Origin of the sequence: Kitasatospora sp. NBC_01266 (assembly GCF_036242395.1) — a bacterium.
Classification (GTDB): domain Bacteria; phylum Actinomycetota; class Actinomycetes; order Streptomycetales; family Streptomycetaceae; genus Kitasatospora.
This window is the reverse complement of record NZ_CP108458.1, coordinates 6,751,116-6,765,240: the sequence shown is the minus strand read 5'-3', so window position 1 is coordinate 6,765,240 and position 14,125 is coordinate 6,751,116. Positions and strand designations below refer to the sequence as shown.

Below are 14,125 nucleotides of genomic sequence, written 5' to 3'. Positions count from 1 at the left end.
AAGCAAGCGGCAGATGAGCACAGCGCAGAGCCGACCCGGTCCCGCCGTGGCCCTGGACGGCGTAACCAAGCGGTACGGGCAGACGCAGGCCCTCGACGGCGTCTCCCTCACCGTCGAACAGGGCGAGTTCTTCGGCATCCTGGGCCCCAACGGTGCCGGGAAGACCACCCTGGTGGAGATCATCGAGGGCCTGCGCAAACCGGACGCGGGCAGCGTGGCCGTGCTCGGCGAGCAGCCCTGGCCACGCAACACCGCCCTGCTGCGCCGCCTGGGCATCCAGACCCAGGCCTCCGCCTTCTTCACCCGGCTGAGCGCACTGGAGCACCTGGAGACCGTCGCGGCGCTCTACCGCCTGGACTCCGGCGCGGCCCGACGCGCCCTGGACCTGGTGGAGTTGGGCGAGAAGGCCGACAGCCGGGTCAGTGACCTGTCCGGTGGCCAGCGCCAGCGCCTGGCCCTGGCCACCGCGCTGGTGCACGACCCGGAACTGATCTTCCTGGACGAGCCGACCGCCGCCCTGGATCCCGCCGCCCGCCGCTCCCTGTGGGAGGTGCTCGGCACGCTGCGCACAGCGGGGCGCACCGTCGTCTACACCACCCACCACCTGGAGGAGGCGCAGACGCTCTGCGACCGAGTGGCGATCATCGCGCGCGGCAAGATCCTGGCCGTGGACAGCCCCGGCAACCTGATCAGGTCCCTGGCCTCACCCACCCGACTCACCCTCCCGATAAATCTACTGACGGTCAGTCAGGCCCAGGAACTGCCGCAGGTGGAGCGGGTCACCGTCGAGGGCGGCGAACTGGTGCTCTGGACCAGGGCCGCCAACCGGGTGCTGATCGCGCTCGGCGAACTGGTCGACCTCACCGAGGTGCAGACCCGCACCGCGACCCTGGAGGACGCCTACCTGGAACTCACCGGATCGGAGCGCCACGCGTGAACGCCTACGCCGCCGTCACCCGGGCCAGCTACCTGGCCTACGTCCGCGACCGCACCTCGGTGATCTTCACCTTCGCCTTCCCGCTGGTCTTCCTCGTCGTCTTCGGCCTGATCTTCCACGGCCAGTCCGTCAACGGCGGCCTGTCCTACATCAACTACATCGCCCCCGGGGTGCTCTCCTGGGGCATCGGCAACGCCGCCCTGTTCGGGGTCGCGTTCACCCTGATGCACTGGCGCCGCGACGACCTGCTGCGCCTGATCTGGCGCACCCCCACCCCACTGCGCACCGTCCTCGGCGCCCGCTACCTGGTGGCCCTGGGCACCGGCCTGATCCAGGCCGTGCTCTTCACCCTCGTCGCACTGACCGCCTTCGGCCTGCGACTCGACGACCGCTGGCCACTCGCCCTGCCGGTGCTGGTGCTGGGCATCACCGCCTTCGCCGCACTCGGCCTGGTGGTCGGCACCCTCGCCAACACCCCCGAAGCGGTGGCCGCCGTCGCCAACTGCGTCATGGTGCCGATGGCCTTCCTCTCCGGCGCCTTCTACCCGATCGACCTGATGCCCGGCTGGCTGCGCTCACTCTCCCGGGTCCTGCCGCTGCGCTACTTCGACGAGGGCGTCACCGACGCCATGGGCGGACGCGGCGGATTCGGCACCCCCGCCCTGGACTGCGTGGCACTGGTCGGCTTCGCGCTGCTCTTCGCGCTGGTCGCCTCCCGCTTCTTCCGCTGGAGCAACACGAAATGACTGATCGTCAGATTCTGGTCGCCGCCCGGGACCGACTGGCGGAGCAGTTGGCCGCCTGGGCTGCCGCGCACGGGCAGCCGGCGCCCGAGGTGACCGTGCTCGGTGGCACCGACCTGCTGCGCCCCGAACCCGCCGAAGCCGCCCGGCAGCGGGCCGGAGCCACCGTCCACCTCGGCTCGCAGGCCGTCCTGATCGGCCCCTGGGGCGGCCCGCCCGGCACGCCCGACGCGCCTGCCGCGTGCGGGAGTTGCCTGGCGATGCGCTGGCAGCGGCTGCGCAGCCGCACCGAGCGCGAAGCCCTGGAAGCGGGTTCGTCACTGACCGCCGTGGACGCGGACTGGCCGGTACTCACCGAGCACGCCGTGGACGCCGTCTGGGCGCTGCTGCGGGCCGTCAGCGCCCGTACCGGCGGCCCGCTCGCCCAGGTCTCCCGGCTCGACCTGGAGACCCTGCGGGTGCAGAGCGTGCCGCTGCTCGCCGAACCGCTCTGCCCGTCCTGCACGTCCACCGGCACCCCCTCGGTGGGCGAGGGTCCGGTGCTGCCGCTGGTCTCCCGACCCAAACCCGGCCCGGACGACTACCGGCTGCGCCCCGCGAGTTCCTACGCCCTGCCCGCCGACGCGCTGGCCAACCCGGTCTGCGGCGTCCTGGGCGCGGGCACCTGGTCCGACGTCACCTCGCCCACCACCGCGCCGGTGGCGGGCAGCGTCTTCATGCGCGGCTACGCCGGACTGACCGACGTCACCTGGAGCGGCCAGGCCAACACCTTCGCCACCAGCCGCGACCTGGCCTTCCTCGAAGGCCTGGAGCGCTACGCCGGCACCCACCGCCGCCGCACCGCGCCCCTGCTCACCGACTCCTACCGCAACCTGGCCGGCGGCGCGCTCGACCCCCGCGACTGCGGCCTCTACTCCGAGCGGACCTACCAACTCGACCCGATGATCAGCCCGTTCGACCCCGACCGCCCGATCCCCTGGGTGCCCGGCTGGTCACTGCGCGACCAGCGCCCGATCCTCGTCCCGGCCCGACTCTGCTACTACAGCGCCGGAATGGCCGCCGACAACTTCGTCTTCGAATGCTCCAACGGCTGCGCCATCGGCAGCTGCCTCGAAGAAGCGATCCTCTTCGGCCTGCTCGAACTGATCGAACGCGACGCCTTCCTCCTCGCCTGGTACGGCAACGCCCCGCTACCCGAACTCGACCTCGACGCGCACACCGGCCCGGCGCTGCGCGCCATGGTCGACCGGGCCGCACTCCAGGGCTACCGGGTGCACGCCTACGACAACCGCATCGACCTCGCCGTCCCCGTCGTCACCGCACTCGCCGTACGCGAGGACGGCGGCCCCGGCACCCTCGCCTTCGCCGCCTCCGCCGGCTTCGACCCGGAAGCCACCGTGGAATCGGCCGTCTCCGAGATCCTCACCTACATCCCCCACCTGCCCGGCCAGGTCAGCGCCCGTCCCGCCGAACTGGCGGCGATGGCCGAGGACTTCGACCTGGTGCGCCGACTGCCCGACCACGCCGCGCTGTTCGGCCTGCCGCAGATGGCCGAACACGCCCGCAGCTACCTGGAACCCACCCAGCGACGCGACACAGACCAGACCTACCAGGACTGGCGCAAGCAACGGCCCGACACCGGCGACCTGCTGGACGACCTGCTGTTCTGCCGCGACGAACTCGCCCGGGCCGGCTACGACGTGATCGCCGTCGACCAGACCACCCCCGAACAGGCCCGACTCGGCCTGCGCACCGTCTGCACTCTCGTCCCCGGCCTGCTCCCGATCGACTTCGGCTGGCCCCGCCAACGCGCCCTGACCATGCCCCGACTGCGCACCGCGCAACACCGCGCCGGGCTGCGCGACACCGACTTGACCGACAACGAACTACGGCTGGTCCCGCACCCGTTCCCGTAGTCCACGGGAGCGGGGCGGAACCAGCCGTGATGCAGGCCGCTCGATCAGAAAGCTTGATCAGAAAGCTTGATCAGGCGGTGCAGCTGGTGGTGCTGGTGGTGCTGGAGCAGGTGCTGGTGCTCGAGCAGCTGGTCGAGGAGCCGAGCATGACCTCGCTGGTGTCCGAGTAGTCGCTGATCTCGAAGGTCTCCGACTCGAGGTTCAGGATCTCCTCGGCAAGGGAGGCAAGAGAGTTGTCAGCCATGGGAACTCCTTCAGAGTGCAGGGAAGCGAACTGCGGCCGGCGCTCACCGCACCACCAGTTCTACGAAATGCCGCTGGCACCCCAGGGGGCGGTCCACTGGCACCCCACTGACCACCCCTACTGACCTGCCCCGGAGCGCCCCGGATGACCACCGCCAGTGACCCGCTCACCCGGGCCGCCGAGTTCTACCTCGACCTGCACCGCCACCCCGAGCTCTCCGGCGCCGAACAGCGCACCGCCGCCGCCTTCGCCGACCGGCTCACCGAGGCCGGCTACCAAGTCACCACCGGCATCGGCGGCCACGGCGTGGCCGGCGTACTGCGCAACGGGCCGGGCCCGGTGGTCATGCTGCGCGCCGAACTGGACGCGCTGCCGGTGCGCGAGCAGACCGGCCTGCCCTACGCCAGCACGGTCACCGCCACCGCCGCCGACGGGCGCACCGTCCCGGTGATGCACGCCTGCGGCCACGACATGCACCTGGCCTGCGCCGCCGGGGCTGCGGCCGAGCTGGCCACCGACCTCGAGCGGTGGCGCGGCACCCTGCTGGTGGTCGGCCAGCCCGCCGAGGAGACCCTCCAGGGCGCCCGGGCGATGCTGGCCGACGGCCTCTACCAGCGCTTCGAACCGCCCTCGGTGGTCCTCGCCCAGCACACCGCCCCCCTGCCGGCCGGCCTGGTCGCCCACGGCCACGGCGGCCCGATGACGGCGGGCAGCCGCACCCTGCGCGTGGTGATCCACGGACGCGGCGGCCACGCGGCCACCCCGCACCTGGCGATCGACCCGGTCCCGGTCGCGGCCGCCATCGTGCTGCGGCTGCCCGGCGTGGTCAACCAGGAAGTCGGCGCCGCCGAACAGGCCGTGGTCACCGTCAGCTCACTCCAAGCCGGCAGCTCGGGCAACGTGATCCCCGACCTCGCCACCCTCACGGTCACCGCGCGCGCCTTCTCCGAACACACCCTGGACCGGATCACCGCCACCGTCCAACGCGTCGCCCAGGGCGAGGCACTGGCCTCCGGCTGCCCGCGCGAGCCGGAAGTGGAAGCACTCTCCAGCTCCGGCGTCAACCTCCCTGACGCCGACCTGACTTCCACCATCCGCACCGCCCACCAAACCGCCTTCGGCCCGCCCCGGGTCACCGACTGGCCCCCCTCACCGGCCACCGAGGACTTCCCCCTCTTCGGCCCGGCGGGCCAGCACCTGCACGGCATCCCCGACATCCGCACCGCCTACTGGATGCTCGGCATGATCGGCCCCCAGCAGTGGTCCGCCGCCCCCGGCACCACCCCCGCCGAAAAACTCGCCGCACTACCCCCCAACCACTCCCCCGAGTTCCGCCCGTACGTGGGACTGACGCTGCGCACCGGCATCACGGCCATGGCACAGGCGGCCCGGGCAGCGCTGGGGTAGCGGCCGGTCGGATCGGGAACGAGCCTGTTCGGGGCCTTGGTCACAGGTCATCCACGATCGTCACAGGCGTGAAACAGGCCCAACCAGGGCAGTGGGCGGCTCCGTACTCCCGGGTGTGGGTGGCCGCAGGTGCCGCCCCTTCGACCTCAGGGGGACACGCACCATGCGGAACAACCGACTTCTCGCCACCACCGCTCTGCTGACCGCCGCGCTGGGCCTGTCGCTCACCGCCTGCGGCCCCGACAGCACGCCCAGCGCGGGTGCGAGCAGCGCGCGCACGGCTGCGAGCCCGAGCACGAACACCGACCCGGGCACGAGCCCGAGTTCCCCGAGTGCCCCGAGCGCCGCCGCGCCCTCCGCCGCACCGGTGGCGAACGCGCCGACCCCCGTCGCGCTGCCGACCACCAGGCCGTCCGCCAAGCCGACGGCCTCCAAGCCCGCCGCCAAGCCGACCGCCGCCCCGACCACCCCGACCACCCCGACCGCCGACTGCACGGCCAACGCCAACCACCCGGGCCACACGGTGATCAACGCCACCGTGGGCTGGGCCGATCCGGACCGGATCGGCGCGAACGCCACGAAGTTCGTCTGCGGCCCGGACGTCCCGAACGACGGCTACTACCAGCCCGTCAACCAGAACAGCTCGTACACCTTCGCCCCGGGCGCCACGGCCCACCTGGTGGGGCAGTACGCGTCGGAGGGCGGCATGAACGTCTCGATCGACACCCTGCTGACGCACATCGTCCACTGCACCACCAACAACCCCACCGGGAACCCCTCCCCCTGCTACGGCAACAACTACGACATCACCGTCGACGGGTCCGGCCGGATCACCAGCATCAGCGAGCTCTACCACCCCTGACCAGGCGCTCGGGGAAGCTCAGTGCCCGCCCAGGTCGAAAGCGGCACTGGCGATCTTGTACTGGGCGGCGAACGAGGCACCGTCGCGGCTGGTCGGGGTGAGCGAGTAGACCAGGTCGCGGTCCGCGTCCTGGGTGGCGAAGATGCCGCTGCTGTAGCCGGGGCGGCTGCCGGTCTTGCCCCAGAGCACCACACCGGCGGTGGGGCTGAACCGCATCAGCCCGGTGCTGAAGCAGGCGCGCCCGGCGGTCAGGCCGATGTCGCAGTTCGGGTTCTGGAAGTTCGGCACGTCGGGCACCGAGAAGAGTTCGGCCTGCTGCGTGGGCGGCAGCAGCCGGCCGTGCAGCAGCGCGGTCAGGAAGTGGTCGAGGTCGGGCGCGCTGGAGATCATGCCGCCCTCCGCCCACGGCCAGGGGCTCTGGTCGGTGACGTCGGCGTGCTCGGTGGAGCCGTCCGGCCGGGTGACGGTCAGGTAGGCGTGCGCGGTCGGGTGCGGCAGCCGGGTGTCGTCGGCGGCGGGGACCGAGGTGTGGTGGAGCCCGAGCGGACGCAGGATCCGCGCGGTCACCTCCTGCGCGTAGGAGTGGCCGGTGACCCGCTCGATCAGCAGGCCGGCCAGGTAGTAGTTGAGGCCGTTGTACTGCTGGGCGGTGCCGGGCTGGAACTGCATCGGGTGGGTGCCGGCCTCGGCCACCACCTGCTGGGGCGTCCAGCTCTCGTCCTTGTGCTCGACGAACCACTGCGCGCTGCCGTCGTCCCCGCCGAGGTCGCCGCCGGTGGGCAGGCCGCTGGTGTGGTTGAGCAACTGGCGTACGGTGATCGGCGGGTAGGAGGCGGGCAGGGCGCCGGGCAGGTACTGCTGGATGGTGCCGTCCAGGTCCACCCGGTGCTCGGCGGCCAGTTGCAGGACCACGGTGGCGGTGAAGACCTTGGAGATGCTGCCGATCCGGAACCGCCCGTCGGCCGCCACCGGACGGCCGGTGGCCAGGTCGCCGCTGCCGGAGGTGCCCGACCAGCGGCCGTTGTCACCGTCCACCAGCACCACCGCGCTGGTCAGTTGGGCGTTCGGCAGGCCGGCGATCGAGGCGCCCAGAGCCTGGGCGTTCGGGGGCGGTAGCGTGCCGGCGGCCTGGGCCTGGGTCGCGACCCCGGTGGTGAGGGCGAGCACCAGCGCGCCGACCGCACCGGCACCGACCCAACCACGCTGCCTGGCTCGCCGGTTCACGGTGGTGATGCTCATCTCGGTACTCCTCGGCGGTGCTTCGCGGTCCGGTCGGTGACAGCGAGAAGTCTGCTGCGCCACGCCCGCCCCGGCCATCCGGGATCCGCCCCGAGCAGGCCCTGACCCGGCCCTGAGGCAACCCTGGCCCACTCCCGGCCGCAACCCCGAGCCGCGCCCCCGAGCCACAGCGGCCGGCAACCCCGCGCCACAGCGGCCGGCCTGACCAGCCGGCGGCCGGGGCGTAACCGGCGGTCCCGCGTCAGGGCGACCACGGGTCGCAGCGGCGGGTAGGGGGGCGGCGCCCCACAGCAGGGGTGAACGTTCGCCCGGCCATGCGGCAGTCTTGATGGCACCTGGCGACACGGACGATTCGGCCGGGATCATCTCGATCCCGGCCGAATCGTTTTCTCCATGGCTTAACAGGCTTAACAGGCTTAGCAGGCTTAGCAGGCTTAGCAGGCTCAACGGGCTCAACGGGCTCAACGGGCGTGAATCCGGCACCTTCATCCGATCGGCCGCCATGACTTGCTTGCCTGAGCAAACAGGCCTACAGTTTTGCTCAGGCAAGCAAGAAACAGCGCGAGCAAGCAAGAACCAGCTTGGGAAAGCAAGGAGCGGGCAGATGGGCCGAACCTTCACCGAGTCCGCGCGGCGGACCCAGATCGTGCAGGGCGCGATCGAGGTGCTCGCGGAGGTCGGATACGCGAAGACCTCGTTCGCCAAGATCGCGAAGCAGGCGGGGCTGAGCAGCACCGGGATGATCTCGTACCACTTCGCGGGCAAGGACGACCTGATGCGCGAGGTCGCCGCCGAGGTGATGCGGGTGTCGCAGGCCTACATGCTGCCCCGGATCGAGCAGGCCGAGGGCAATCGCGGCCGGCTGCGGGCCTACATCGAGGCCAACATCGAACTGCTCGCGGTCTATCCCAAGCACCTGGCGGCCCTGCTGGAGGTGCTGCCCAACACCCGGGGCGACGACCCGTCCTGGGACGGCTACCACGACTCGCTGCACACGGTGATGGACATCCAGCAGCAGCGGATGGAAGAGGCGCAGAAGCTCGGCGAGTTCCGCGAGTTCGACGCCTGGGTGATGGTCACCGCGATCCGCGGCGCCATCGACGCGGTGGTGATGCGCTGGCACGCCGAACCGCATCTCGACGTGGCGCCGCTGGCGCGCGAGTTGGCGGATCTCTTCGATCGCGCCACCATCCGGGAGCCGTGATGGGCGCCGGCGACCCGACAGCTACGGCAGAAGTTCTCGCAGGTCACACAGATCACTCAGTTGGGGGTAGGACAGTCATGGGGAACCTCGTGGAGCACCGGGCCGGGACCGCGACCGCGCCGACGGCCGAGCCGACCACCGCAGCGACGGCCGAGCCGACGCCCGAGGCCACGGCGACACCGGACGCCGCAGCACCAGACGCCGCAGCACCGGACGCCGCGGCGGCGAAGGCCAGGGCGGCAGCCGGGCGCCGGAAGCTGATCCAGGGGCTGGTCTTCGAGCTGGGGCTGCCGCTGGGCGGCTACTACCTGCTGACCGGCCTGGGCATGAGCCAGTGGGCGGCCCTGGTGATCAGCGGCGTGCTGGTGGTGCCGTGGATGGTGTACGGGATGGTCAAGCGCGGCCGGGTCGAGGTGATGCCGGTCTTCACCCTGGTGCTGCTGGCGGCCGGCACGCTGATGTCGCTGGTCACCGGGAGCGCGCGGGTCCTGCTGATCCGGGACAGCTGGCTCTTCGGGGTGGTCGGCCTCTGGGTGCTGGGCACCCTGGCTACCCAGCGGCCGTTCATGCTCACCGCCGCGCGTTCCATCGTCGCCGCGAAGATCGGCGAGGCGGGCGCCCAGGTGTGGCTGGACCGCTGGCACACCGAGCCGGTCTTCCGGCACCAGATCCGGCTGCTGACGGCGGTCTGGGGCGGCGGCTTCCTGCTGGACGCCGCGATCCGGGTGGTCTTCGCCTGCACCCTGCCGATCGGGGCGGTCCCGCTGGTCAACTCGCTGCAGTGGCTGGTCGTACTGGGCGGCCTGTTCGGCTTCCACTTCTGGTACATCACCCGTAACGGTCTGAAGGTTTGAACAGACGTCAGGACACCAACTCCGAACCCCGTCGAGACCCGGTCTCGACGGGGTTCGCTGCTGTCCGGGCGGGCTGTCCGGGCCGTCCGGGCGGGCCGGCTCCGAACGGCCGCCCAGCACCGCGCTCTTGACGAGTACGGGTCCGATTCCGTTTGATTCTGTGTGCCGCTGTACGGAAATCGGTCACCGCCGTCCCGCTCTCAGCCCCAGGAGGCAGCTGTGGCCGCTCCCGCCACGTCCGGTGTCCCCGCCGCGCACCACCTGACCCGGGTGCCGGGTCTGCTGTACGGCGGGGACTACAACCCCGAGCAGTGGCCCGAGGAGGTCTGGGCCGAGGACGTGGTACTGATGCGGCAGGCCGGGGTCAACCTGGTCACGGTCGGGGTGTTCGCCTGGGGCAGGATCCAACCCGGGCCGGAGCGCTGGGAGTTCGACTGGCTGGACCGGCTGCTGGAGCTGCTGCACGGGCACGGCGTGGCCGTCGACCTGGCCACCGCGACCGCCTCGCCGCCCGCCTGGCTGGTCCGCGCCCACCCGGAGGTGCTGCCGGTCACCGCCGACGGGGTGCGGCTGGAGTTCGGCTCCCGTCAGCACTACTGCCCCTCCTCGCCGGTCTACCGCGCGGCGGCCGTGCGACTGGCCCGGGCGCTGGCCCAGCGGTACGCCGGCCACCCGGCGTTGGCGCTCTGGCACGTGCACAACGAGTACGGCGACCACGTCACCGAGTGCTTCTGCGCCGAGTCGGCAGCCGACTTCCGGCGCTGGCTGGCCCGCCGCTACGGCTCGGTCGAGCGGCTCAACCAGGCCTGGGGAACGGCTGCCTGGTCCCAGCAGTACGGCGAGCTGGCCGAGGTCGAGCCGCCGCGCCGGGCGCCCGGACCGGTCAACCCGACCCAGCAGCTGGACTGGCGCCGGTTCTGCTCGGACGCGCTGCTGGCCTGCCATCGCGCGGAGCGGGCGGTGCTGACCGAACTCTCCCCCGGGGTACCGGTCACCACCAACTTCATGTCGATGTCCAAACCGCTGGACTACTGGCGCTGGGCCGAGGAGGAGGACCTGGTCTCGGACGACGCCTACCCGGACCCGGCCGATCCGCAGACCCAGGTGCGGGCGGCGCTGAACTACGACCTGATGCGCTCGCTCAAGGGCGGCGCGCCCTGGCTGCTGCTGGAGCAGGCGCCGTCAGCGGTCAGCTGGCGGGCCGTCAACCTGCCCAAGACGCCGGCGCAGCGCCGGCTCTGGGCACTGCAGGCGGTGGCTCGCGGTTCGGACGGGGTGCTCTCGTTCCAGTGGCGGGCCTCGCGGGCCGGGACCGAGAAGTTCCACAGCGCGATGCTGCCGCACCGGGGCACCGACTCCCGCGGCTGGCGGGAGACCGTGCGGTTCGGCGCCGAACTGGCCCGGCTGGGCTCGGTGGCGGGCGGGCGCTCGCGGGCCGAGACGGCGATCGTGCTGGACTGGGAGTCCTGGTGGGCACTGGAGCTGGACGAGCACCCGTCGGCCCGGATGCGCTGGTCGACCCTGCTGCTGCCCTGGTACACGGCGCTGCACCGGCGCGCGGTGGCGGTGGACTTCGTCCGCCCCGGCACCGAACTGGGCGGCTACCGCGCGGTGCTGGCACCCAATCTCTACCTGCTGCGCCCGGAGACCGCCCAGTGGCTGTCCGAATTCACCGCACAGGGCGGCCAGTTGATGTGCGGACCGTTCAGCGGCGTGGTGGACGGGCACGACCAGGTCCACCCGGGCGGCGCGCCGGGCCCGCTGCGCGAGCTGCTCGGGGTAGTGGTGGACGAGTGCTGGCCGCTGGCGGACGGGGCCACCGTGCCGGTGGAGCTGCGGGACGGCGACGGCACGCTCGCCGCCACCCTCTGGAGCGAGTGGCTGGAGTGCGAGGCCGCCGTCCCCGTCGCCCGCTACGCCGAGGGCCCCCTGGCCGGGCGGCCCGCCGTCACCCGGCACGCCAACGCCTGGTACCTGGGCTGCCACCTCGGCGCGGACACCGGCGCGGTGCTCGACCTGCTGCTCGCCGCCGCCGGCGTCGCCCCGGTGCTGACCGTCCCCGAGGAGGTGGAGGCCACCGTGCGCACGGCACCTGACGGCCGCGACCATCTCTTCCTGCTCAATCACGGCCACCGCGCGGCGCAGGTCGCGCTGCCGGACCACTGGCGCGGCGCCCGGGACCTGCTCACCGGGACGGCCCAGGCCGACCGGCTGACCCTGGGCCCGCTCGACGCCGCGGTGCTGCTCCACCCGAGGACCGCCACCTGAGGAAGGCTCCGATGAAACGATTACTCCGCACCACCGCGGCCACGGCCGCCACCCTCCTGCTGGCCGCCGCCGTCTGCGCCGCCCCGGCCGGCGCCACCACCACCGGCTCCGCCGCGGCCGCCGATCCCGCCGCCTACGCCAACGTGCTGGACCTGCACGGCACCCCCGACACCGCGCTGCCCGGCGACGGCACCGACAGCAACCCGATCACCGTCTTCGCCGACCAGGGTGCCTGGCACGCCTACGCCCTGCCGGCGCCCGGCGACAGCGCGATGTACGGCGGCTTCACCGGCCCGCTCTACATCGCCCACGAGTACCCGTGGTGGCTGAGCAAGTCCTTCACCCGGATCCAACTCAGCGAGCACGGCCAGCCGTTGAACCTCGCCCAGGGCGGCACCCCGGTCTTCGACTCGCTGCCGGGCCGGCTGGAGGAGCACTACGACCTCGGCCAGGGCCTGCGCCTGACCCTGGAGTTGCGCTTCACCAGCGACCGGACCGCCCTGGTCCAGGCCTCGCTGGCGAACCAGGGCACCAACTCCCGTACCCTGGACGTCGGCTGGAGCGGCGATCTGCTGCGCCCCGCCGACGAGCCGATGCGCAGCGCACCCAGCCTGCTGGCCACCGGCAGCGGGGTGGCGGTGGACTTCGCCCGGGTCCAGCAGACCTACGACTTCCTGAGCGACGGTACCGAGCGGTTCGAGGTCACCCACGACCGCCCGGTCAACACCACGGTCAGCGGCGACTCCTACCGCACCGAGGCCGCCGCGCCCGTCCAACTGGCGCCCGGGGCACGGCAGAACGTCGACTGGACCGAGTCCTACACCTTCACCCTCGCCGAGCGGGCCCGCGAACAGGCGGCGACCCGCGAACTGCTGGGCCGGCCGGGGGCGGTGGCGCGGGCCGCCGACGCCGTCGACCGGCGCTGGCGCGGCTATCTGGCGGCGGCCACCGCGAGCGTGCCCGCCGACCGGCGCCGGCTCGCGGTCAAGGCGGTGGAGACGCTGACCACCAACTGGCGCAGCCCCGCCGGGGCGCTGCGGCACGACACGGTGACCCCGTCGATCTCCTACAAGTGGTTCACCGGCGGCAGCTGGGCCTGGGACACCTGGAAGCAGGCGGTCGGCACCGCCGTCTTCGACCCGGGGTTGGCCGAGTCGCAGATCCGCGCGATGTTCGACTACCAGGTGCAGCCCGGCGATCCGAACTACCCGCACGACGCGGGGATGATCCCGGACTGCATCTTCTACACCGACCCGGCGCACGGCGGCGGCAACTGGAACCAGCGCAACTCGAAGCCGCCGCTGGCCGCCTGGTCCGTCTGGCAGGTCTTCCAGACCACCCACGACACCGCGTTCCTGGCCGAGCTCTACCCCAAGTTGGCGGCCTATCAGGACTGGTGGACGCGCGATCGCGAGCACACCGGTGACGGCCTGGCCGAGTACGGCGCCACCGTCGATCCGGGCAACGCCACGGCGGAGGACATCCGGCAGGCGGCAGCCTGGGAGAGCGGCATGGACGACGCACCGCGCTTCGACGCCGCCTCCGGCACAGCGCCCCTGGAGAACCGCGACGCCTCCGGCGCGCTGGTCGGCTACTCGCTCAACCAGGAGTCGGTCGATCTCAACTCCTACCTGGCCGCCGACCGCCACTACCTGGCGCTGATCGCCGCCCAACTGGGCCGGGGCGGGGAGGCGGCCCACTGGCAGGCCACCTCGGACGCGCTGGCCGCGCAGGTGCGCGAGCGGATGTACGACCCGGCGACCGGCTGGTTCTACGACACCGCGCTCGACACCGGGGCCCGCCTGGTCAGCCGGGGCCGGGGCGCGGAGGGGATCACCCCGCTGTGGACCGGCGTCGCCTCCCCCGCGCAGGCGGCGGCGATCCGGACGGCGCTCACCGATCCGGCGCAGTTCGGCACCGCGATGCCGTTCCCGAGCGTGGCGAAGAGCTCGCCGAGCTTCGACGCCACCGGCTACTGGCGTGGCGCGGTCTGGCTGGACCAGGCCTACTTCGCGCTGACCGGCCTCCAGCGCTACGGCTACGCCACCGACGCGCGCACCCTGCTGGACCGCCTGCTGGCCACCGCTCAGGGGCTGACGGGCGACCAGCCGATCCGGGAGAACTACGACCCGCTCACCGGCGCGGGCCTCAACTCCAGCAACTTCAGCTGGTCGGCGGCACTCCTGCTGCCGCTGCTCGACCACACCGGCGGGCCCGACACTCCGGGCGCGCCCTGACCCGGCACGCCCAGGTTCGGCGCGCCCAGGTCCCACCCGCCGCACACAATCAATCACGAGTCAACAAAGTTCCGCATAGGGACTGTTGACATATCGCATGTGCAATTACACTCCCACAGGCGGCAGCAGCGATCCCCCAGCTCGTACCGCTGCCGCAGCGGTGGGCCGCGCCTCGGCATCCGCCGAGGCGCTTGTGTATTTCTGTGCGACCCCC

At 72.2% G+C, this 14,125-nt stretch carries 11 protein-coding genes; 9 read left to right on the top strand and 2 right to left on the bottom strand.

What is annotated here, in order from left to right; translation table 11 throughout:
- Positions 1-13 precede the first annotated feature (13 nt).
- The 3 genes from OG403_RS29025 to OG403_RS29015 are packed head-to-tail and all read left to right on the top strand — an operon-like array spanning position 14 to position 3,596.
- Positions 14-937 carry an ABC transporter ATP-binding protein gene (locus OG403_RS29025; RefSeq protein WP_329569564.1) on the top strand — a complete coding sequence of 308 codons (924 nt, stop codon included), beginning with the start codon at positions 14-16 and terminating at the stop codon, positions 935-937.
- A complete protein-coding gene (locus tag OG403_RS29020; RefSeq protein WP_329569562.1) occupies positions 934-1,683 on the top strand; it encodes an ABC transporter permease in 750 nt (249 codons plus the stop codon). The genes OG403_RS29025 and OG403_RS29020 overlap by 4 nt, the downstream gene beginning before the upstream one ends.
- On the top strand, positions 1,680-3,596 hold the full coding sequence (locus OG403_RS29015) for a TOMM precursor leader peptide-binding protein (RefSeq protein ID WP_329569560.1): 1,917 nt from the start codon (positions 1,680-1,682) through the stop codon (positions 3,594-3,596). The genes OG403_RS29020 and OG403_RS29015 overlap by 4 nt, the downstream gene beginning before the upstream one ends.
- A 70-nt stretch (positions 3,597-3,666) precedes the next feature.
- Here the strand turns inward: OG403_RS29015 and OG403_RS29010 are convergent, their stop codons facing one another.
- The gene (locus OG403_RS29010; protein ID WP_266292034.1) at positions 3,667-3,840 is read right to left on the bottom strand and encodes a thiazolylpeptide-type bacteriocin; all 174 of its coding nucleotides are present in this window, start codon (positions 3,838-3,840) and stop codon (positions 3,667-3,669) included.
- 144 nt (positions 3,841-3,984) lie between these two features.
- On the opposite strand from OG403_RS29010, the gene OG403_RS29005 reads away from it, so the two are divergent.
- Both OG403_RS29005 and OG403_RS29000 read left to right on the top strand, forming a co-directional pair.
- Positions 3,985-5,247 (top strand): amidohydrolase, encoded by a 1,263-nt coding sequence (locus OG403_RS29005; RefSeq protein ID WP_329569556.1) that lies wholly within the window; start codon positions 3,985-3,987, stop codon positions 5,245-5,247.
- Between the two features lie 163 nt (positions 5,248-5,410).
- Positions 5,411-6,109: a hypothetical protein gene (locus OG403_RS29000; protein WP_329569554.1), complete on the top strand. Its 699-nt coding sequence runs from the start codon at positions 5,411-5,413 to the stop codon at positions 6,107-6,109.
- An 18-nt stretch (positions 6,110-6,127) separates the two neighbouring features.
- On the opposite strand, the gene OG403_RS28995 is transcribed toward OG403_RS29000, so the two are convergent.
- Positions 6,128-7,348, bottom strand: a complete 1,221-nt coding sequence (locus OG403_RS28995; protein WP_329569552.1) for a serine hydrolase domain-containing protein — start codon at positions 7,346-7,348, stop codon at positions 6,128-6,130.
- 604 nt (positions 7,349-7,952) lie between these two features.
- Between OG403_RS28995 and OG403_RS28990 the strand changes: the two genes are divergently transcribed.
- The 4 genes from OG403_RS28990 to OG403_RS28975 all read left to right on the top strand — a co-directional run bounded on the left by OG403_RS28990 (position 7,953) and on the right by OG403_RS28975 (position 13,911).
- On the top strand, positions 7,953-8,552 hold the full coding sequence (locus tag OG403_RS28990) for a TetR/AcrR family transcriptional regulator (protein ID WP_329569551.1): 600 nt from the start codon (positions 7,953-7,955) through the stop codon (positions 8,550-8,552).
- A gap of 77 nt (positions 8,553-8,629) precedes the next feature.
- Positions 8,630-9,406 carry a VC0807 family protein gene (locus tag OG403_RS28985; RefSeq protein WP_329569549.1) on the top strand — a complete coding sequence of 259 codons (777 nt, stop codon included), beginning with the start codon at positions 8,630-8,632 and terminating at the stop codon, positions 9,404-9,406.
- Positions 9,407-9,625: 219 nt separating this feature from the next.
- Positions 9,626-11,674 carry a beta-galactosidase gene (locus OG403_RS28980; protein ID WP_329569546.1) on the top strand — a complete coding sequence of 683 codons (2,049 nt, stop codon included), beginning with the start codon at positions 9,626-9,628 and terminating at the stop codon, positions 11,672-11,674.
- 11 nt (positions 11,675-11,685) lie between these two features.
- A complete protein-coding gene (locus OG403_RS28975) occupies positions 11,686-13,911 on the top strand; it encodes an MGH1-like glycoside hydrolase domain-containing protein (RefSeq protein ID WP_329569544.1) in 2,226 nt (741 codons plus the stop codon).
- The last annotated feature ends 214 nt before the right edge of the window (positions 13,912-14,125 follow it).

What these genes read in the sequence shown, in the direction of transcription:
- OG403_RS29025 (WP_329569564.1), top strand. Translation starts at nt 14, where the DNA reads ATGAGCACAGCGCAGAGCCGACCCGGTCCCGCCGTGGCCCTGGACGGC.
- OG403_RS29015 (WP_329569560.1), top strand. Translation starts at nt 1,680, where the DNA reads ATGACTGATCGTCAGATTCTGGTCGCCGCCCGGGACCGACTGGCGGAG.
- OG403_RS29010 (WP_266292034.1), bottom strand. Translation starts at nt 3,840, where the DNA reads ATGGCTGACAACTCTCTTGCCTCCCTTGCCGAGGAGATCCTGAACCTC.
- OG403_RS29005 (WP_329569556.1), top strand. Translation starts at nt 3,985, where the DNA reads ATGACCACCGCCAGTGACCCGCTCACCCGGGCCGCCGAGTTCTACCTC.
- OG403_RS29000 (WP_329569554.1), top strand. Translation starts at nt 5,411, where the DNA reads ATGCGGAACAACCGACTTCTCGCCACCACCGCTCTGCTGACCGCCGCG.
- OG403_RS28995 (WP_329569552.1), bottom strand. Translation starts at nt 7,348, where the DNA reads ATGAGCATCACCACCGTGAACCGGCGAGCCAGGCAGCGTGGTTGGGTC.
- OG403_RS28990 (WP_329569551.1), top strand. Translation starts at nt 7,953, where the DNA reads ATGGGCCGAACCTTCACCGAGTCCGCGCGGCGGACCCAGATCGTGCAG.
- OG403_RS28985 (WP_329569549.1), top strand. Translation starts at nt 8,630, where the DNA reads ATGGGGAACCTCGTGGAGCACCGGGCCGGGACCGCGACCGCGCCGACG.
- OG403_RS28975 (WP_329569544.1), top strand. Translation starts at nt 11,686, where the DNA reads ATGAAACGATTACTCCGCACCACCGCGGCCACGGCCGCCACCCTCCTG.